The sequence below is a fragment of the Planococcus wigleyi genome, assembly GCF_014836985.1.
In the GTDB taxonomy this organism is placed as follows: domain Bacteria; phylum Bacillota; class Bacilli; order Bacillales_A; family Planococcaceae; genus Planococcus; species Planococcus notacanthi.
The window spans coordinates 118,725-139,034 of the sequence record NZ_JACSPU010000003.1; the positions used below are offsets into that span (position 1 = coordinate 118,725).

Sequence of the window (20,310 nt, forward strand, 5' to 3'; positions counted from 1 at the left end):
AATGAAAGCAGTACAAGTTCCAGAAGCTCATAACATGCAAATTATCGATCAGGAAACCCCGAAAATTCAGAACAGCGACGAGGTATTGGTTAAAGTGAAACGCGTAGGAATTTGCGGCTCTGATATGCATATTTACCATGGAACAAACCCTTTGGCCACCTACCCCCGTGTCGTTGGACATGAAGTGGCCGGCGAAGTGGTCAAAGTGGGAAGTTCTGTGGAAACGCTGGAAATTGGAGATCACGTAGTCATAGAGCCGATCAATTACTGCGGTGAATGTTACGCTTGCCGAAAAGGCCGTCCGAATGTTTGTGAAAAATTATCGGTTTTTGGTGTTCATGAAGATGGAGGCATGCGCGAATTTATAGTGTTGCCTGAAAAGCAGCTCCATGCCGTCGATAAAGAGTTGGCCTGGGACGAAACGGTCCTGGCAGAGCCCTATACAATCGGCGCGCAAGCGGTATGGCGTGGAGGGGTTGAAAAAGGGGATACGGTTCTGATTCAGGGCTGTGGGCCTATCGGCATCTGTATTTTGAAATTGGCTAAAGTCGCAGGAGCCACAGTTTACATGACAGATCTGAGTGAAGAACGAATGGCTTTTGCGAAGGAAAGCGGTGCTGACGAAGTCATCAATGCGGGCACTGAATCCGTCAAAGAGCGCGTACTTGAGCTTACGTCGAACGAGGGGGCCAATGTCGTCATCGATGCGGTATGCCTGCCTGCTACTGTTGAACTTAGCATCGACCTTGTTTCGCCTGCAGGCAATGTCGTTATTCTGGGGTTTGATGAGCGGCCATCGGCAATTCCGCAATTGCCGATTACCAAAAAGGAAATCACCATTGTCGGTTCAAGACTGCAAACGAATCAGTTTGGAAAAGTGGTAAGCCTCTTGAACAGTGGAAAACTAACGTCGGGTGGTTTAATTACGCATAAGTTCTCATTGGACGAGGTACAGGAAGCATTTACATTTGTTGAAAATAATCCGGACAAAGTGAGAAAAGCATTAATTGTCTTTGAATGAGGAGAGTTGCAGATGATTCCAAAAATGGAAGTATATCAACAAATACTGGATGCTAAAATCGTTGCTGTAATACGCGGCAAGGACGCAGAGGAAGCGATAGCTGTGGCTGAAGCTGCAGTGGCTGGTGGCTTAACGGCCATCGAATTGACCTACACGACACCGAATGTTTCACGGGTCTTCGAAAAACTGGCGGGTTCGCAGGCGCTTATTGGCGCAGGAACGGTTCTTGATGCAGAGACCGCTCGCCATGCGTTGCTGCACGGTGCTGAATTTGTCGTCAGTCCAAGCTTTAATTCGGAAATTGCCAAAGTCTGCAATCGCTACAATGTGCCGTATTTGCCGGGTTGCATGACGATCAAAGAGATGGTCGAGGCGACTGAGTGGGGCTGTGACATCCTGAAGCTGTTTCCAGCCAACGGGTTCGAACCTTCCTTTATTGGTTCGGTCAACGGACCATTGCCGAAAGTGCGCATCATGCCAACAGGCGGCATCAATATTAAGAACATGAACGCCTGGCTGGATGCGGGAGCTGTAGCAGTCGGCATCGGTACTGATTTAACGAAAGCGCACCGTTCATCTGGAGAACAAGGCGTTACTCAATTGGTTGAGGACTATCTCAAAGAATTGGCTTAAAGAAGGAGGGCTCTTATGAATATCACATTTCGCTGGTATGGCCGCGGCAATGATAGCGTGCAATTAGAACAAATCAAGCAGATTCCAGGAACCAAAGGAATTGTTTGGGCGCTTCACCACAAGCCGGCTGGAGAAGTTTGGACAAAGGAAGAAATCGATTCAGAAGTTGAGTATATTAAATCTTATGGTTTCCATGCTGACGTGGTAGAAAGTGTCAATGTCCATGAATCCATTAAATTGGGCAATGAAGAGCGCGATCAGTATATTGAAAACTACAAAGAGACAATCCGCAATTTAGGGGAAGCCGGCGTCAAAGTAATCTGTTATAACTTCATGCCGATATTCGACTGGACACGTACTTCTTTGTACCATCCCCTTCCGGATGGTTCCACTGCCTTATTCTTTGAAAAGGAGAAGATTGAATCCCTAGAGCCTGCGGAACTGATTGAAACGGTAGCGTCTGCTTCTGATTTGACACTCCCTGGATGGGAACCGGAGAAGATGGCGCGCATTCAGGAACTTTTTGCGGCATACGAAGGCATGGATGAAGAACAGCTATGGGGAAATCTTACTTATTTCCTTCAGGCCATTTTGCCGACCGCAGAAGCGAGTGGTATCCAAATGGCGATCCATCCGGACGATCCACCTTGGTCCATATTCGGTTTGCCGCGCATCATGACAGGCGAAGAGAGCTGGGAGCGTCTAATTTCAATCTCGAATTCGCCATCCAACGGCATTACGTTCTGCACAGGTTCGATGGGAGCTAACCCCGAAAACGATATGGTGGATCTGGCTTCAAAATATGCCAAGCATTCACCGTTTGCCCATCTGCGCAATGTGAAGATTTTCGAGAACGGGGACTTTATCGAAACCTCCCATTATACACAGGATGGTTCAATCGACTTGAACGGTGTAGTCCGTGAATTTTCAAAACAAAACTATTCGGGGTATGCCCGTCCGGACCACGGCCGCCATATCTGGAATGAAGAATGCAGGCCTGGATACGGGTTATATGACCGGGCACTGGGAATCATGTATCTTCTAGGGCTATGGGATGCACATCAATCAAAATAAGGGAGGATACTATGTTTTCAACTCATGAAAATATTGCAGGACGAACAGCTGTCATCACCGGTGGGAGTGGCGTTCTTTGTTCGGAAATGGCGCGACAACTTGCCTTTCAAAAAGTGAATGTAGCCATCCTGAACCGCACAGCTGAAAAAGGACAAGGCGTGGCAGATGAAATCAAAAGTGCAGGCGGCCAGGCGATCGCAGTAGCAGCCGATGTATTGGATAGAGACACTTTAGAAAAAGCCAAAGCACAGATTCTTGAAGCCTTCGGACGGATTGATATTCTGATCAATGGAGCAGGAGGCAATCACCCCGATGCTATTACCGATGTTGAAATCCATGAAGAAGATGCGACAGGAAAATCCTTTTTCGAATTGGGAGAAGACGGTTTTTCGCGCGTCTTCGCCAGCAACTTCACCGGCTCATTCTTAGCCAGCCAAGTATTCGGCAAGGAATTGCTGAAGCAAGATGCACCGGTTATTTTGAACATTTCTTCTATGAGTGCTTACTCGCCGATGACAAAAGTTCCGGCCTATAGTGCGGCAAAAGCAGCCATCAATAATTTCACCATGTGGATGGCTGTCCATTTTGCAGAAGAGAATTTGCGTGTCAACGCTATTGCGCCTGGTTTTTTCCTGACAGCACAGAACAAAGACCTGCTCACCAATGCGGATGGTTCGCTGACACCCCGTTCCGGGAAAATCATGGCCAGCACGCCGATGAAACGTTTCGGCAAACCGGAAGATTTGGTCGGAACGATGCTGTGGCTTTTAGATGAAAACTACTCCGGCTTTGTCACAGGGATTACCGTGCCTGTAGACGGCGGGTTCCTGGCTTATTCAGGTGTATAAAACAAAAAACCACATTCTCAGGAATGTGGTTTTTTTCATTGATAAACAGATTCAATATTCATAGGAAGTGCGATTATGGCTGCTGAGGCCTTCATTTAATTTCGCTATTGATCAAATCGCCCAATTCATCCCAGTTTTCCACACGCGGCAAATCGAGGTGGCGGTTATAGGATTGGTCTTTGACGATGGCTTTTACCGGATCGTTCGTCAAGGTATCCAAAACTGCCGGCTTGTCATCGAAGTAATAATCCAGATTCAGGTCTTTGATGATGCCCGCTTTTTCCGAATCCTTCATGCCGCAGAAGAAGTTTTCCCGGCTGACAGGGAATCCCTGGTTAATCAGCCAGCTGAATGTGTTTTCTGTATGCTCCGGCGGCCGTGACGTAATGTAGAAAATGTCATGTCCTTCCGACTCGAGTTGCTTCAAGAGTTCAAGCGCACCGGGGTAAAGAGGGCAGTCCGTGAAATAAAGGAAGTCCAGGGACTGATTCCACATTTTCTTTCCTTCTTCATCGCTTAAGCCGAACGCCTCATGAATTTCCACTCGGTTCAAGGCATGGAAAATATCGATAGTCACTTTTTGGCCCAGTTGCTCCTGGTAATAGTGAAACGCGTATTCACGCAAATTGATCAAAGTATCGTCTACATCAAAGCCGAATCTCATATATTGCTGCCTCGCTTTTCGGGATAGCCCGTAAATTTAAAGTCCTTGCCGATTTTGGTGAATTCCCCATTACGAAGATCAATGGCATCTTTCATCCATTCAATGCCTGTTCCTTCAATGAAAGTTGGCGCGATTTTGCCGCCGACAAGTTTAGGGGCAAAGTAAAAGACTACTTTGTCAATCAGCCCATTTTCAAGGAACGCCGCATTGATAGTGCCGCCGCCTTCAATAAAGAGTGAAGAAATTCCTTTTTCGCCGAGTACACGGACGACATCCGATACATCCACTTGGGTATCGCTGCTGGTTTCGTAAATGGAAATGCCAAGAGCTTCCAACGCTTTGCGTTTGTCGGCATCGTACTGTTTACTTGTGAAAATCCAAGTATCCGCAATGCCATCCGTAACAAGCTTCGAGTCCAGTGGAATGCGAAGTGTCGAATCAAGGACGACACGGAGCGGATTTCGACCGTTTGGAATGCGTGCCGTCAATTCCGGATCGTCTTCGACTACGGTTCCGACGCCGACCAATATCGCCATATGCTGGCTGCGCAGAAGATGGACATCTAACCGCGCTTCCTCGGATGTGATCCATTTGCTGTCGAGGGAATGGGTCGCGATTTTGCCATCCAGTGTTGAAGCGGCTTTCAAGGTCACAAAAGGAGTCTTTTCAACAATAAATTTATTGAACACTTCATTCATTTCTTGGGCTTCCTGCTCGCGGACGCCAACAATCACTTCAATGCCGGCTTCTTCCAGCATGCGGACACCGTTGCCGGAAACAATCGGATTTGGATCGAGTGTGGCCACGATGGCTTTTTTGATGCCCGCATCGATGATGGCTTGGGCACAGGGGCCCGTCCGTCCGAAATGTGAGCATGGCTCAAGCGTTACATAAATCGTTGCACCACGGCTCAAATCACCTGCCATGCGAAGGGCATGGACTTCCGCATGGGGCTCACCGGCTTTCAGGTGAGTGCCAATGCCGACAACACGGTTGTCATTGACGATGACAGAGCCGACCAAAGGATTGGGATCTGTCTGGCCTTTCATGTTCTTCGCATTGTAGAGTGCAAGATCCATATAAAATTCATGGCTTGACATGGACAATATCCTCCCCGTCTTTAAGATGGCCGGAGCGGTTGATTTTGGTCTGCAGGTAGTTGGCGTTGTATTCGGATTCGTCTCCCCACAGAGAGGTTCTTGAAGCGATTTGAAGACCGGCTTTTTCAATGGCCGCCACTTTTTTCGGATTATTGGTCATCAACGTAACCGGCTTGGTACGCAATGCTTGCAGCACGGCGATGGCATCTCCGTAATTTCTGGAATCATCCACGTAGCCTAAGCGTTCATTGGCTTCAACAGTATCGTAGCCATTTTCCTGCAATACGTATGCCATCGCTTTGCTGAACAAACCGATGCCGCGTCCTTCGTGGTTTGCCAAATAAAATAATGCGCCAGTGCCATGGTCTGTAATTCGTTTCATGGATTGTTTCAATTGATAGCCGCAATCACAGCGTTTGCTGCCAAAAATGTCACCTGTATGGCAGATGGAGTGCATGCGGATCAAGGCTTCTGCATCATTTTCAAAATCTCCATAAACAAGAACGCTTGATTGCTGATATTCTGCAAGATTTGCTGAGCTCAACTTTTCGATGATGCTCTCGTAATCTTCAGTCACTTCTTCAAGGCTCAACCAGCAATACCAGTTGAATACGAACGTTTCATCATATAAGTTCACCGGCAGCCGAATTGGTCCAACTAAATAGACGGCACCTTCTTCTGTTTTAATCATTTGGATTTTTTCTTTTAATATCGCAAATACTTTTGGATCTAATTTCATGTCTGTCATCCTGTTTCCCCCTATATGAACCTTATCTCTATGATATCTTACTACATCATGTTACTAAAAGTAAGTAATAAGCACTTTATTGTTTATAAATAATAATTATTATCATTTGAAAATAACTAAATCCCATTACAAGTGATATTTATTCTCAATTAAATAATAATATTCTCATTTGATTTGATTATCTGATGGCGCTGTGGTATATTATCTACATTATAATAATTCTAAATAAGAAATCAGGAGGAATGAACATGTTATCAGAAAAATTGACGAATGCATTGAATGATCAATTCAATAATGAATTACAGGCAGCACATGCTTACACCGCAATGGCGGCGTATTTCTCCAAAAAAGGCTATCACGGATTTGCCAATTTCTATTTGATCCAATCAAGAGAAGAGCATTACCATGCCATGAAATTCTATCATTACTTGGTGACAATGGATGAAAAGCCGGTTTTGCAAGCTTTGACTGAACCCAAAAATCATTTTGTCAGCGCATTGGACGTACTGGAAAGTTCATTGTCACAGGAAAAATCGGTGACCAGCAATATTTATGCATTGGTTACATTGGCCGATGAGTTGCAGGAACATGCCACACTTTCCTTCCTGGACTGGTTCATCGAAGAGCAAATGGAGGAAGAAAAATCCTTCCGCGACATCATTGCAAGAGTAAGAGCCATTGAAGAAGGCGGAGAGTACTTCCTGAAAATGGACGACGAATTTGCCCAGAGAAAACTGGAAGATTAATAAAGCGAGCAGCACATAGCAAAATATGTGCTGTTTTTCTGCTCGAAAGGATGTGAGGTTCGTGTCTGTAACCTACAAACCGGCTATACATTTTAATCACGTGGATTTTTCATTTGGGAAAAATCAAATTTTAAAAGGCATTACCGGCTCGTTCCCAGAAGGCAAGATTACGACGCTCGTAGGCCCTTCGGGAGCCGGTAAAACAACATTGTTGAAGTTATGCAATGGTTTATTGTCTCCTGCTGCTGGAGAAGTCTACATTAAAGACCGGCCCATTGAAGACTATGAGCCTGTTGAGCTGCGCCGAATGGTCGGCATTGCACTTCAAAGCGCTCCAATGGTTGGCGGCAGCGTCTATAAAAATTTAGGCCTGCCACTGGAGCTGCAGGGAAAGTCTTTATCCAAAGCCGAAGCGGTTGAATTGCTGCATGATGTCGGGCTGGAAGAGGAACTGCTGGAGCGGAAAGTCAAAGACTTATCCGGTGGCCAGCGCCAAAAGGTCTCTATTGCCCGGACATTGGTCAACAAACCAGAGGTTTTGCTGCTCGACGAAATCACTTCTTCTTTGGACCGCACTTCTTTGAAAGAAATTGAGGAATTGATCGTCAAAATCAACCGGAAATACGGGACGACTATTATTTGGATCACCCATAACCTCCAGCAAGCCCTGGAAATCGGTGATTTCACATGGGTGATGATGGACGGCGAAGTGGTGGAGACAGGAGAAAGCGATTTGCTCAATGACCCGTCCAATGACAAGGTCAGACGGTTTGTCAGGGGGGAAGCGGGATGAGCTATTTAACGTTATCGATCACTTTGATTTTTGTTGTCATTCCGCTCTTGTTGTCTAAAACGCTGAAACTGGGGCTGGAACGGGACACGATCATCGCCACACTGCGTTCGATCGTGCAATTGCTGGCGGTCGGCTATGTATTGAAATTTGTTTTTGATTCGGAAAGCCTGATCTATATTTTTCTGATGGTCGCTTTGATGATTGTGGCAGCTACCCATAATGCCCAGAAAAAAGGGGCAGCGATTCAAGGAATCACCACGAAAGTAGCTGTCACCTTGGTGTTTGTAGAAGTATTGACGCAAGGCATTTTGCTGGGCTTCAATATTACGCCTGCCACCGCGCAATACATCATTCCGATCAGCGGAATGGTCATCGGGAATTCAATGGTGCTGTCGATTCTCTTCCTCAACCGTTTTACAGCTGAAGTCGAGTCGCATCAAGATGAGACCGAACTGATCCTGTCGCTTGGAGGAACACCCAAACAAGCCATCCATACACAATTGATCAATTCGATAAAAGCAAGTATGATCCCGACCATCGAAAGCCAGAAGACGGTCGGGCTTGTGCAGCTGCCGGGAATGATGAGCGGGCAGATCATCGCTGGAGCGGATCCGATTCAAGCGGTCCAATTCCAGCTGCTGATCATGTTTCTGTTGTTGACAACAGCCGCTGTCACCAGTGTCATGCTGGGCTTCTTGTCTTATCCGACTTTGTTCAATCAACGGATGCAAGTAATGAGTAAGAACATTAGTTAAGATAAAGACAAATTCGGGTTTACCGGATTTGTCTTTTTTTATTGGAAAAACGGAGCTCTTCCGGTCGTATTCTCGTTTCAATAAGGAAAAAAAGAATCGATTTCAAAAGTTCCGGAACCCGGGAGGCTTTCAACTAAGTTTGAACCGAAAAGAGCGGCCGGTGTGTAGGAGCCGCCTTCGATTTTTTTCTCCAGTAAGCGGCAGACGATTTCTAATGAACCATAAACAGTCAGATCGTAAACATTCGCTGTTTGGATCCGAGCGACTTTGATGACGCCTTTCCGGTTTTTGGCTTCTCCCCAAATATAAGCGGGGGAATTGGCGCGTAAATCGCTATCCGGGCCTTTGATCCGCTTCTCCACTTGTTTTTCCAGCTTCTCTTTCACCCAATCCGTGGCCAATAACGGACCTGCGGCGCCCATCAAACGGGCGCTGTATAGTTGCGCCTTTGGCATAGGGATCCAAGCGGAAATGTTCGGGATGCCAGTAGTATAAAAAGCTGTGGAAACATCTCCCCAAGGAATTCCCATCGCAGAGCGTGAACCGCGTCCGAAATCGATGATCCGGCGCTGTTTGCCAATCGGAACCGCCTCCAGCACACCATTTTTTCTGTGCATGCTGCCGGATCCCAAACCTTGGATCATGGTTTTGAAGGTACCAGGTGAGATCCCGGAATCCGAATCGAACCCGAGTGACAATTCCGTTGCGTCCGGCATTTCTTCCTTCAACTTTAAGGCGATGCAATCTGTCGGTACGACGTCAAAGCCGACTCCTGAACAAAGAACAATCCCTTTTTCTTTGGCCCGTTCATGTTGGGAGTGGGTATGTTCGAATACAGAAACTTCACCGGTAATGTCCAAGTAATCCGTTTCGGCTGACAGGCAGGCCTCAATCATAAGTGCACTGGTTATTTCAAAAGGGCCGGCACAATGGAGAACCAAGTCGATTTCCTTCAAATGGTCTGCTGCCTGGTCGTTTAAGGGGAATGCTTGAAATTCCAAAGACAATTCTTCTGCTAAGGGACGGATCTTCTCAGCATTGCGGCCACTAAGCACCGGTGACATTCCTCTTCTGACAGCTTCCCGGGCAATCAGTTCTCCGGTATAACCATTTGCTCCATATATCATCCATTTGTTCATTCTATTTGCTCCTCGTTATACGTCTTTCTAATGGTATTCTGTAAAAATGATCGAAACCCTTTGTTTGGATTCACATGGTCAAGAAAGTTGCAGTATTTCTCTTTATCTAAATAAAAGCTTCTTTTCTTACTGGTAATTTCCATTCGTTCTTATTAACATATTTTTACTAATCAATCATTGACTCTAAAAACGATAGATGCTTTAATTGTTTATAGATTCAGAAAAAATAAAAAATTAAAGGGGTGGAGAATGTGGAGAAAGTCATCACAAGCACGGAGAAACAGCGTGAAAGTGAAAATGAGAATCAGGTGCATGAGAGACCTGACGGGCATATACCGGATTTTCAGCAGATTGAAAACTCAGCAGGTTTCAGGGATTTGATGCGCAGAAAGAAACGTTTTTTGATTCCGACGACTATTTTATTTTTAGGACTTTATCTATTATTTAATATTGTGATTTCTTACACGAATTGGTTAGACGCCACTTTTATCGGGGACATCACTTGGGCATGGGTGTTTGCGTTCAGTCTATTTGCTATGACTTGGATACTTGTAACCGTTTACATGAAGCGTGCAGAGAAATTCGATGAAATGGCTAAAGATACACTGAAGGAATTTGATTATGACGAGGAGGAAACTCGATGAATGCTACGGTTATAGCCATTTTTGTTTTTATAGTTGGGATTACCCTTGTCATTACTTATTATGCAGCAAAACGGACAAACTCCGCGAGTGATTTTTATACTGCGGGAGGCGGTTTAACCGGCTGGCAGAATGGGTTGGCTATTGCGGGAGATTATTTATCAGCCGCCTCTTTTCTTGGGATTGCAGGGGCGATAGCTTTGTTCGGATTTGATGGCTTTCTTTTCTCCATCGGCTACCTTGTCGCTTATTTGGTAGTACTGTTCATCGTTGCTGAACCATTGCGCAACTTAGGGAAATACACTCTCGCTGACATGATCAATGCCCGTTTTAATGCGAAAAAAGTTCGTGGGGCAGCGGCGTTAAGCTCTATCACCATCGTTATTTTTTACATGATTGCACAGCTGGTGGGTGCAGGTGCATTGATTCAGCTGCTGTTTGGCATAGATTACATTTGGGCGGTTCTGCTTGTCGGAGTTATGATGACCATCTATGTTTTGTTCGGTGGGATGACTGCTACAAGTTGGGTGCAAATCATCAAAGCTGTTCTGTTGATGGTCGGTACAGTCATTTTATCTTTCCTTGTATTAAAGAATTTCAATTTCAATATACTGGAAATGTTTGCGCAAATGAAAACGGCTACGCCTCACGGAGAAGCCTATTTAAGTCCGGGAGTTAGATACAAAATTCCTTTGGATACCATTTCGTTGATGCTGGCTCTAGTATTGGGTACTGCAGGACTGCCGCATATCCTTATGCGCTTCTTTACTGTAAAAGATGCAAAAACTGCACGAAGCTCGGTCATGTGGGCTACATGGATCGTCGGAATTTTCTACGTTATGACGATTTTCCTTGGTTTCGGCGCAGCCGCTTTCGTTGGATCTGATTTAATTACTTCCACAAATCCGGCCGGTAACATGGCGGCACCGTTATTGGCTCAAGCATTAGGTGGAGACATACTGATGTCATTCATTTCGGCAGTCGCATTTGCAACGATTCTCGCTGTAGTAGCGGGGTTGGTTTTGACAGGTGCTTCAGCTTTTGCCCATGATATTTACGGCCAAATCATCAAAAAAGGCCAAGCGACTGAGCGCCAGCAAATGTTGGCGGCACGCTATGCGTCTCTTGGGGTTTCGGCGTTCTCGATTCTTTTGGCAATCTTTGCCCAAAGCTTGAACGTAGCGTTCCTGGTATCACTGGCATTCTGTATTGCTGCCAGTGCGAATCTACCGGTTATCGTCTACACGATCTTCTGGAAACGCTTCAATACAACGGGAGCGATATCGGCGATTCTGACAGGCTTAATTTCAGCGTTAGTGCTGGTATCGCTCAGCCCGAGCGTAATGAGTCCGGAAGTCGGCGCCGCAATTTTAGTGGGCGACCCGATCTTCCCATTGACGAATCCGGCTCTGTTATCTGTGCCGCTTGGTTTCATCGGCGGATGGGTTGGAACGATGCTATCGAAAGAAAAAGACCTCAAGAAATATTCTGAAGTCAATGTCCGTGCCAATACAGGTGGATTTAGACAATTATAAGATGGATAAATGGAAAATCGATGCCTTTTGGGTGTCGGTTTTTTCATTGAAATAATAAAGGATTTAACAGTCTTTCGACGAATAGAAGGAGTATGAAAATAATTGGAAATTATAAGGAGTGAATTCAATGGCGAAGCTTCACTTAATTCCATATCGTGTAGAAGAAATAATGGAACAAGCACCCCAGATTCCGGAAGGCGTCCGGATGATCCAGGCACCGGAAGTATGGGCGGATGCAGAACGGGGAAAAGGAAACATCGTAGCGATTCTTGACACGGGTTGCCAGCCGGATCATCCTGACCTCAAGGATCGCATCGTAGGGGGGAGAAACTTCACCCCTGACTTTGGAGGGGATGTTGCTAATTTCGACGATAACAACGGCCATGGCACACATGTCGCGGGGACAGTTGCTGCTTCTTTCAGGCCAGAAGGAGGAATCGCCGGTGTTGCTCCGGAAGCCCACCTGCTCATTTTAAAAGTTTTGTCAGGAGAAGGCGGCGGAGAATACCAGGGGATTATTGATGGTATCCATTTCGCGATAGATTGGAAAGGTCCAGACGGAGAAACGGTAAGCGTCATTTCCATGTCTCTAGGCGGCCCAGAGGATGTTGAAGAGCTCCATGCAGCGATTAAGCGTGCAGTGGATGCGGGGATTCCAGTGGTCTGTGCGGCAGGAAACGAAGGAGACGACAGTTCCGATACGGATGAATTTGCTTATCCCGGCGCATACGGTGAAGTGATTCAGGTTGGGGCAGTAGACTTTGACCGCCGAATTGCGAACTTCAGCAACACGAATGACGAAATCGACTTGGTGGCTCCAGGCGTTGATATCTACTCAACATTTCCGGGAGGAAAACACGCCAGCTTGTCTGGTACATCCATGGCGACGCCCCATGTCTCGGGCGCTTTGGTGCTGGTCAAAAATATTGCAGAAAAAGAGTTCGCCCGTGAATTGACAGAAGCTGAGCTTTACGCCCAATTAGTGCGCCGCACTGTGCCGCTCGGCTATCCAAAAACGGCAGAAGGCAACGGTTTGCTGGCGTTGGATATTATAAATAAGTTTGAACAATTATTAAAGCTGGTCAACACTTCTTATAGTACCGGTGTTGAAAGAAAAGAGAGAAGGTAGAACAAAAAGCCATTCCGGCTACAACAAACGGAATGGCTTTACTTTTTTGACCAAAAAGTAAAGCCTATTCTTTGACGTCCAGTCTCCAAAGCAGTATTTTTTCTTAAATTTTAGAAAAAACTGATTTGATAATTTTCTTTTGAACTTATATACTGGTAACCAATCCTTTTCGGTAGGCGAAATAGTGGGAAGGAAATCAACGAGTCGAAAGGAAATGAACCGTTTATGAGTGTTCCCGAAAATCAGCAAGAAGCTAAAAACAAGAAAAAAAGAAAGTTTGAAATGCCTGATACATACGTCATCTTGTTTATTGTGTTATTGATCGCTGTGGCAGCCACTTATATTGTGCCGGCGGGAACTTTTGAACGAGAACTGGTAGATGAAGTAGAACGGGTCGTACCGAATACATATGCACAAACTGACAGCAATCCTACAGGTTTCATGGACATTTTCCTTGCTTTGCAGGAAGGGATGGTACAATCGGGCGGATTGATTTTCCTGGTCCTGTTTGCCGGTGGGGCATTTGAAGTGGTGGAGCGTTCTGGAGCGATCAAAGGAGGCATCCTGCGGGCAGTCAATAAAACCAAAGGAAAAGAGTTCCTGCTCATTGCCTTGGTCTCCATCCTGTTTGCTCTTGGTGGAGCAGTCGGAGCGGTAGCAAACTCGATTATTCCGTTTGTGGCAATTGGGGTCATCATTGCAAGAGCTTTAAAGCTGGATGCCATTGTTGCCGTGGCCATTACGTTTGGGGCAACATTTGCTGGATTCAATGTCGGATTTTTGAATCCTTATACAGTGGGTATTGCTCAGTCTATTGCGGATGTGCCGTTGTTTTCCGGCATGGGGTTGCGCGTAATCGCTTTTGTGGTGATTGTCGGTGTGACGATTTTGTACACGTGGAGCTACGCAAAGAAAGTATTGGCAGATCCATCGAGAAGCCTGATTGGTGTGCTGGATGAAGGCAAAGAAGGGGAATCTCCACTGGATGCTCCATTTACCGGACGGCACAAGCTGATTTTGTCATTTGTCGGCCTGTGTCTGGCGTTCTTTGTTTATGCGACCATCGAATTTCAATGGACCATTGACCATATGGCCGCATTCTTTATCATAATCGGCATTGGTGCAGGCATCATTGCCGGAATGGATTACAATAAATTAACTTTGACCTTCTTGGAGGGCTGCAAAAATTTGGTGTATGGGGCATTGATTATCGGGGTAGCCCGGGCAATCTTGATTGTTATGGAAAATGCGTTGATTTTGGATACTTTTGTCCAAGCACTCTCGGTCCCTTTAGAAGGACTGACGCCGGTCTTTGCGGCGTTGGGGATGTTCGTCGCCAATGGTGCTTTGAACTTCTTGGTCCCTTCGGGAAGTGGACAAGCCATGATTGTTATGCCGATTCTGACGCCATTGTCGGATATGATCGGCGTTACAAGGCAAGTTGCTGTTCAGGCCTATCAGTTTGGTGATGGATTCACCAACAGTATATTTCCAACATCCGGACCTTTGATGGCCAGCCTCGCTGTAGCAGGCGTACCCTGGATCAAATGGGCGAAGTGGATGCTGCCTTTATTGTTGATGTGGACAGTCATTGCCGTTATTATGCTGACAATCGGCGTGCTGATTAATTGGGGACCGATTTAAAGGCCGGGTTCTATAGGTCAGATACTTTCTTTGAATTAAAGATGAATATTTATTTGAAAATTCAAATTAAAATACTTATACTTTTATTTATCTACTTTTTGTCTATTTTTATAATTAATTGATTTCCAGAATGTAGAGGAAAGGCAGAAAACAGACAAGGGGGAAACGTCATGAAGAAGAAATCGCATCGCCCATTTTATATGTTGCTGATTTTGGTTTTATTGCTGGCTGCCTGTTCTGGAAACTCCGAATCAGGAGAGACGGAAAATAGTGGGGGAGAAATGACTGAAGAAGACAAGCAGGGAGGCACATTGATTTATGGCCGTGGAGCTGATTCGGTTGGACTGGATCCGATTAATGTGACGGACGGGGAATCCATTCGGGTCACCCACAATGTTTTCGAAACTCTATTGGAATACGACCATAATTTGGAGCTGCAGCCCAAGCTGGCAACCGAGTACAGTTCTAGTGAAGACGGATTGACTTGGACATTCCAGTTGCGGGAAGGCGTTAAATTTCATGATGGAACTGATTTCAATGCCGATGCAGTAGTCTTCAACTTTGAACGGTGGATGGACAATGAAAACCCGTACCATCAAGGAGATTTTCCTTACTACCCGTTTCTTTATGGCGGATTTAAAGGAGATGAAAATCACCTGATTGAGCATGTAGTCGCTACAGGAGAACATGAGCTTGAAATCAAATTGAAGCGCAAAACAGCTCCGTTCCTCAGTTATTTAGCTATATCCATGTTCGGGATTGCGAGTCCGGCCGCTATTGAGCAATACGGTGCTGAATTGAATGAGCACCCAGTGGGTACAGGGCCATTTATGTTTGAAGAATGGAGCCGCAACAGCACCATTACATTGGCAAAAAACCCGGATTACTGGATGGAAGGGAAACCTTATTTGGACAAACTCATCTACCAGGTGATTCCCGAAAATTCGGCGCGCTTGAACGCGCTGCAGACCGGCGAAATCGATGTACTTGATGGAATGAATGCCGGAGACACCAATTTCGTGGAAGAAACGCAGGGGCTCGAACTACAGAAACGTCCAAGCTTCAATATCGGTTACATGGCGTTCAATATGGAAAAAGAGCCGTTTGATGATCCATTGGTGCGAAAAGCGATTAATATGGCCATCAATAAAGAGGAAATTGTCGATGCTTTCTATAATGGAATGGCAGATCCGGCAACGAGTCCATTGCCGCCTTCGTTATGGAGCTACGATGATACCTTGGAGAAATACGATTACAATGTCGAGGAAGCGAAAAAGCTCTTGGCTGAAGCCGGCTATGAAAATGGTTTTGAGACGGAATTGTATACCATGAGCAATCCGCGCCCTTATTTGCCCGAACCGATGAAAATTGCTGAAGCAATTCAGTCAGATCTGGCCGAAATCGGCATTACAGCCGAGATTGTATCGACGGAGTGGGCAACTTATTTGGATGACACGAAGAGTGGAAAGCATACCATGGCTATGTATGGCTGGACTGGCGTTATGGCTGATCCGGATAACTTCCTCTATCCAAACTTGAGTAAGACTAACGCAGAAGTGCCGGCGCAGAATATCGCTTTTTATAAGAGTGATGAGTTCACTTCCTTGATCACGGAAGCCAGAGAAACCCTGGACCAGGATAAACGCACAGAACTTTACAAGGAAGCGCAGCAATTGTTCCAAGAAGATGCACCGTGGGTAATGCTTGCCTATACGACTCCGCCGCTTGCACAAAGCGATTATGTGGAAGACTACAAACCGCATCCCATGAGCAATGACTTGATGACTGATGTATATTTATCAAACCAATAGTTTGGAGTGGATGATTGTTGTATGAATTACTGAAAGGTTTATGTGAACTGATCGGGCCAAGCGGCTTTGAACAGGATGTACAGCGTTTCATCAAAAATGAAATTCAAGACAAAGTAGACGTGCTGGAAATCGATGCGCTCGGCAATCTGATTGCCACAGTAAAAGGGACGGATCCGGAAATGCCGTCGATCCTATTGGCAGCACATGCGGATGAAATCGGGTTTATCGTCAAAAAAATCGAGCCGAACGGAACATTGCGTTTTGAACTGCTGGGTGGATTCGATAACCGCGTCTTGCTTGCTCAGCCAGTTGCTATTAAAGGAACGGACGGCTATATAGAAGGTGTGATCGGAACTTTGGCTGTTCATTACGTGAAATGGGATGATCCAAAGCGGATCGCGTCTCATCGGGATATGTATATCGATGTCGGGGCAGCTTCTGCTGAGGAAGTTCTGGAAATGGGTATCAAAGTGGGGCAGCCAATCAGTTATGGCAGCGGCCTGAAGTTGGCGGGAGATAAAAAACGCAATCGGGTATTCGGAAAAGCGCTGGACGACCGAGCAGGATGTGCGGTGTTGATCGAACTGATTAACCGGCTTCAAGCAAATCCTGAGAAACGCCATGGCGATATCTATTGCGTCTTCACTGTGCAGGAAGAAGTGGGGTTAAGAGGGGCTTCTGTACTATCGCCGAACAAGAAACCAGACTTTGCACTGGCGATTGATACGACACCGACCAGTGATACGTATGATGTACTGATGACGGGAACCAGAGTTCTTGGGCAGGGCCCATGCATCAAAATTGCAGACAAGTCATTGATTTCGCATCCGCTGGTCACTGGACTTTTGGAAAAAGTAGCAGGAGAGCAGGGCATTCCTTATCAACAGGAAATTTTCATGGGGATCGGGACTGATGCTGGAGCCATCCATATGACTTCTACTGGAGTTTCATCGGGGGTCGTATCGATTCCTTCACGTTATACCCACACCCCAATTGAAATTATTGATTTAGACGATCTTGAGAATACCGTGCGCTTAGTCGAAGCATTTGTACTGTCGTCAAAAGAATTGGTTGGAAAGAATTTTTTGGATACATGAACAGCTTGGCCGGGTGTCTTACTAAGACATCCGGCTTTTTGCTGAGTAAGATGAGTTTACATTACCTCAAAAATCAAAGTGTTCGTAAAAGTAGGTGAGAATCAGCGAACGTTCGTAAAGTCATTTGACACGTTTACGAACACTATTTTTGGCCTTTTTCAAAGCGTTCGTTAAAGTGTACTTTTACGAACGCTTTGCTTTTCGATGCTTTGTTCAAAAACCAGCTTGATAGCTAACAGAGGCATCAAGGGAAATAATGGTATAATTATTTCGATGTAAAAAGAAGGAAAATTCCTTATTCACAAGAAAAACGTGATCTAAGAAAAATTTACAAATCATGACTTTTTAAAATGAAAATACTTCGAAGGGGATGACATCTTGATGTCAAAAGAAGCCAATTTTGAGATTCAATTAGAAACAGAAAGATTGATAGTGAGATCGCTTAAAAAAGAAGATTACCAAAATTGGCTAATGGAGTTTGAAAGCCGAAATCCATCTCAACATAGACACGATGAAGGAAAAAAGGACATGAGCGAATGTACGAAAGAATGGTTTGTGAAACTAATTGAAAAACATCAGGAGTTGGCAGTAAACGATATTGCTTATATTTTTGGAGTATTCCGTAAATCTGATAACAAACACATAGGGATGATTGATATTTCTACCTTGGAAAGAATGGATTTTCAATGGGGCCGGATTGGTTATACGATTCATAATCAGCACTGGAGACTGGGCTATGGCAAGGAAGCTGTCAAAGCAGCTCTTCGTATTGCTCATAAGGATTTAGGCTTTCATCGCATTGAAGCTCATATCAATATTGATAATGCGGCTTCAATAAAATTAGCTGAAAGTGCTGGGATGAAGTATGAATGTAAGAGAGAGGGATTCATCTTTGAATTTGGTGAGTGGACCGACAACTTAATTTATTTTATTAACTTCAATGATATGCCGCTTTTTTCTAATGGAAATTGAGAGACGGAAAGCAACTTGATATAGTTCCACAGCGATAAAATAAACTAGTAAAGAAAATAGTGAGTTTACATATCAGTAATTATTAGAAGTTAAAATTCTAGGAGTGATTATAAGAAGTGGGAAACGAAGAAAGTGTAAGTTACTTATCAACGGGAAAATTATCAAATATCCTGAATATCTCGGTGCGGACCATCCGTTATTACGATCAAATCGGGTTGGTGAATCCTTCAAAGAAGGCTGCCGGTGGGAAGCGGTATTATTCCACAGAGGATATCCTCAAGTTGCAAAAGATTATCCTGCTTAAATCGTTGAATCTGTCGCTCGAAGACAGCCGGAGTATTCTGGCCGAACAGTCGATGTCTTCTATCTTGCTTGCCCATCAGTCTTTGTTGAGTGAGGAGATGGAACACCTGACGAATTCGTTGAAGCATACCCAATCGCTAATGAATTTGCTGGACTTAAAAGCAACCCTTCACTGGGAAGATTTAATTTTCTTGGTGGCGAATGAAGAGAGAGAAAAAGATTGGAATCAATATTTCTCTGTGGAACAGCAAGCGCATCTTAAACGTCAGTTGCCTAAACTCGAAAGCGGAGATAGGACCACGAAAAAATGGATTAATATCATCAAAAGGATTGAACTTTGTCTCGAGAATGGAATTTCCCCTATCTCTTTGGAAGGTCAACTCATTCTCGAAGATGTTGACATTCTATCGGAAGAAACATTCGGCAACGATCCGGAATTGGTCGAGGCTTTTTGGGAAGTGCGCAAATCCCCCGAAGCTTCTGCGGAACTGGGGCTCTATCCAATCTCACCAGCGATTATTGACTTTTTAGAGATGGCCGCTAAAAAAGAAGACTCTCCCAACTGACAGCCGGAGCACGTCAGCCTGGAGAGAAGATGGTCAAGCTATGGCAGTCAGGATCACGGCAATCCCGTTAAATATTCCATGAATCAGGATACTGGGAATGATGGAACCGGTTTTTTGATAGACCCATGAAAAAATAAGGCCGGATACAAAGTTCACCGGCAATGTATTGAATGTAGGAATATGTACAACCGTAAAAATAAGGGAACTGATCAGCATGCCGCTCAAAACACCATAACGGCTGCTGAAAAATCGGTAAAGGAAGCCGCGGTAAAAAATTTCTTCGTAGATAGGGGAGATGATCGCGGCCGATACAAATCCTATTGCAAAGTTCAACAAAGTCATCTGTGACTGGAGACTTTCCGTTTTACTGTTTTCCGTTCCAACTCCTATAAAAGACATCCCGATTACCAACACGATGCTCACGACGATCAGGATGATGGTCCAAACGGCTATCAGCTTCCATTCTCTTAGAGGAAATGGCTGTAGTCCGACAGCTTTCCAGGACTGTTCTTTGGGTTTCAAAACGATGACATAAAGCGCCGTTGTAAAAACGATGGCCATGATGAAGCCATTCAATGTACCGGCATATAACTCATTTCGAAAAAAGTCCAGTAGATAATTAAATAATACAGTTTCAATGAAAACCGGAACCAGTACTAATACAAGACACAGCATATAAATTAAATCTCGCCATTTCCACATTTCATTCCGTTCAATAGATTCTTTTATCAATTTGATCCCTCCAGGTATTTAACTTACTCATACCAGCATAGATGGTGACGTAAGGTAACCTGCAAGGGTTTTTTGATGAAAACTGGTTCTGATGTGGAAATTTACATATCATGAATTTATCGGAAGGAAAGGAGCTGAATAAAGAGTTCCTTTCTTTTTATTCTATTTCAAGTACGGCTTTTCATTGAGATTTAAATGATAAATAAATTGAAAGTTTGAATAAATTTTGACTAAGACTCGTTATATTGGCTGAAACCTTTTTAATATATGATATTGTATTTATATGGTATTAGTTCTAAATATAGTAATAGAAATTATTTTCAACTCCTAGAACTGGCTTTTGGTTGATTTATAAATAT

Annotated in this window: 20 protein-coding genes; 15 read left to right on the plus strand and 5 right to left on the minus strand. The window is 44.8% G+C overall.

All coding sequences use genetic code 11. The features are described 5' to 3' along the window. The first annotated feature begins 1 nt into the window (after position 1). Genes H9630_RS09235 through H9630_RS09250 form a run of 4 tightly spaced genes read left to right on the plus strand, consistent with a single transcriptional unit; the run spans position 2 to position 3,576 of the window. Complete coding sequence (locus H9630_RS09235) at positions 2–1,021, plus strand: zinc-binding alcohol dehydrogenase family protein (RefSeq protein ID WP_191715231.1); 1,020 nt, start codon at positions 2–4, stop codon at positions 1,019–1,021. A 12-nt stretch (positions 1,022–1,033) separates the two neighbouring features. After that, positions 1,034–1,654 (plus strand): bifunctional 2-keto-4-hydroxyglutarate aldolase/2-keto-3-deoxy-6-phosphogluconate aldolase, encoded by a 621-nt coding sequence (locus tag H9630_RS09240; RefSeq protein ID WP_191715232.1) that lies wholly within the window; start codon positions 1,034–1,036, stop codon positions 1,652–1,654. A gap of 15 nt (positions 1,655–1,669) precedes the next feature. After that, positions 1,670–2,728, plus strand: coding sequence for a mannonate dehydratase (uxuA, locus tag H9630_RS09245; RefSeq protein WP_191715233.1), 1,059 nt, complete (start codon positions 1,670–1,672; stop codon positions 2,726–2,728). A gap of 11 nt (positions 2,729–2,739) precedes the next feature. After that, positions 2,740–3,576, plus strand: a complete 837-nt coding sequence (locus tag H9630_RS09250) for an SDR family oxidoreductase (protein ID WP_191715234.1) — start codon at positions 2,740–2,742, stop codon at positions 3,574–3,576. 91 nt (positions 3,577–3,667) lie between these two features. On the opposite strand, the gene H9630_RS09255 is transcribed toward H9630_RS09250, so the two are convergent. Genes H9630_RS09255 through H9630_RS09265 form a run of 3 tightly spaced genes read right to left on the minus strand, consistent with a single transcriptional unit; the run spans position 3,668 to position 6,088 of the window. Continuing rightward, entirely contained in the window at positions 3,668–4,240 is a 573-nt protein-coding gene (locus H9630_RS09255; RefSeq protein WP_191715235.1) for a 5' nucleotidase, NT5C type, read from the minus strand. Further along, positions 4,237–5,340, minus strand: coding sequence for a bifunctional diaminohydroxyphosphoribosylaminopyrimidine deaminase/5-amino-6-(5-phosphoribosylamino)uracil reductase RibD (gene ribD / locus H9630_RS09260; RefSeq protein ID WP_191715236.1), 1,104 nt, complete (start codon positions 5,338–5,340; stop codon positions 4,237–4,239). Before ribD ends, H9630_RS09255 begins: the two co-directional genes overlap by 4 nt. Further along, positions 5,327–6,088, minus strand: a complete 762-nt coding sequence (locus H9630_RS09265) for a GTP cyclohydrolase II (protein ID WP_191715237.1) — start codon at positions 6,086–6,088, stop codon at positions 5,327–5,329. Before H9630_RS09265 ends, ribD begins: the two co-directional genes overlap by 14 nt. 248 nt (positions 6,089–6,336) lie before the next feature. Here H9630_RS09265 and H9630_RS09270 point away from each other — a divergent pair, with 248 nt between their 5' ends. From H9630_RS09270 to H9630_RS09280, 3 genes are all read left to right on the plus strand, one after another. Next, positions 6,337–6,834, plus strand: coding sequence for a ferritin (locus H9630_RS09270; RefSeq protein WP_191715238.1), 498 nt, complete (start codon positions 6,337–6,339; stop codon positions 6,832–6,834). A 61-nt stretch (positions 6,835–6,895) separates the two neighbouring features. Beyond that, complete coding sequence (locus H9630_RS09275) at positions 6,896–7,627, plus strand: ABC transporter ATP-binding protein (protein ID WP_191715239.1); 732 nt, start codon at positions 6,896–6,898, stop codon at positions 7,625–7,627. After that, the gene (locus H9630_RS09280) at positions 7,624–8,382 is read left to right on the plus strand and encodes an ABC transporter permease (protein WP_191715240.1); all 759 of its coding nucleotides are present in this window, start codon (positions 7,624–7,626) and stop codon (positions 8,380–8,382) included. Before H9630_RS09275 ends, H9630_RS09280 begins: the two co-directional genes overlap by 4 nt. A gap of 77 nt (positions 8,383–8,459) precedes the next feature. On the opposite strand, the gene H9630_RS09285 is transcribed toward H9630_RS09280, so the two are convergent. Continuing rightward, the gene (locus H9630_RS09285; RefSeq protein WP_191715241.1) at positions 8,460–9,521 is read right to left on the minus strand and encodes a saccharopine dehydrogenase family protein; all 1,062 of its coding nucleotides are present in this window, start codon (positions 9,519–9,521) and stop codon (positions 8,460–8,462) included. 251 nt (positions 9,522–9,772) lie between these two features. On the opposite strand from H9630_RS09285, the gene H9630_RS09290 reads away from it, so the two are divergent. From H9630_RS09290 to H9630_RS09325, 8 genes are all read left to right on the plus strand, one after another. Continuing rightward, the gene (locus H9630_RS09290; protein WP_191715242.1) at positions 9,773–10,165 is read left to right on the plus strand and encodes a DUF485 domain-containing protein; all 393 of its coding nucleotides are present in this window, start codon (positions 9,773–9,775) and stop codon (positions 10,163–10,165) included. Beyond that, positions 10,162–11,697, plus strand: a complete 1,536-nt coding sequence (locus tag H9630_RS09295) for a solute symporter family protein (protein WP_191715243.1) — start codon at positions 10,162–10,164, stop codon at positions 11,695–11,697. Before H9630_RS09290 ends, H9630_RS09295 begins: the two co-directional genes overlap by 4 nt. Before the next feature lie 127 nt (positions 11,698–11,824). Beyond that, positions 11,825–12,826: a S8 family peptidase gene (locus tag H9630_RS09300; protein WP_191715244.1), complete on the plus strand. Its 1,002-nt coding sequence runs from the start codon at positions 11,825–11,827 to the stop codon at positions 12,824–12,826. A 225-nt stretch (positions 12,827–13,051) separates the two neighbouring features. Then, the gene (locus H9630_RS09305) at positions 13,052–14,470 is read left to right on the plus strand and encodes a YfcC family protein (RefSeq protein ID WP_225218474.1); all 1,419 of its coding nucleotides are present in this window, start codon (positions 13,052–13,054) and stop codon (positions 14,468–14,470) included. 170 nt (positions 14,471–14,640) lie between these two features. After that, positions 14,641–16,281: an ABC transporter substrate-binding protein gene (locus H9630_RS09310; protein WP_191715245.1), complete on the plus strand. Its 1,641-nt coding sequence runs from the start codon at positions 14,641–14,643 to the stop codon at positions 16,279–16,281. Between the two features lie 17 nt (positions 16,282–16,298). After that, entirely contained in the window at positions 16,299–17,378 is a 1,080-nt protein-coding gene (locus H9630_RS09315) for a M42 family metallopeptidase (protein WP_191715246.1), read from the plus strand. Positions 17,379–17,759: 381 nt separating this feature from the next. Then, positions 17,760–18,350 carry a GNAT family N-acetyltransferase gene (locus H9630_RS09320; protein ID WP_191715247.1) on the plus strand — a complete coding sequence of 197 codons (591 nt, stop codon included), beginning with the start codon at positions 17,760–17,762 and terminating at the stop codon, positions 18,348–18,350. A 116-nt stretch (positions 18,351–18,466) separates the two neighbouring features. Further along, positions 18,467–19,219 carry a MerR family transcriptional regulator gene (locus H9630_RS09325; protein ID WP_191715248.1) on the plus strand — a complete coding sequence of 251 codons (753 nt, stop codon included), beginning with the start codon at positions 18,467–18,469 and terminating at the stop codon, positions 19,217–19,219. A 33-nt stretch (positions 19,220–19,252) separates the two neighbouring features. On the opposite strand, the gene H9630_RS09330 is transcribed toward H9630_RS09325, so the two are convergent. Further along, positions 19,253–19,921 (minus strand): CPBP family intramembrane glutamic endopeptidase, encoded by a 669-nt coding sequence (locus H9630_RS09330; protein WP_191715592.1) that lies wholly within the window; start codon positions 19,919–19,921, stop codon positions 19,253–19,255. Positions 19,922–20,310 lie beyond the last annotated feature (389 nt).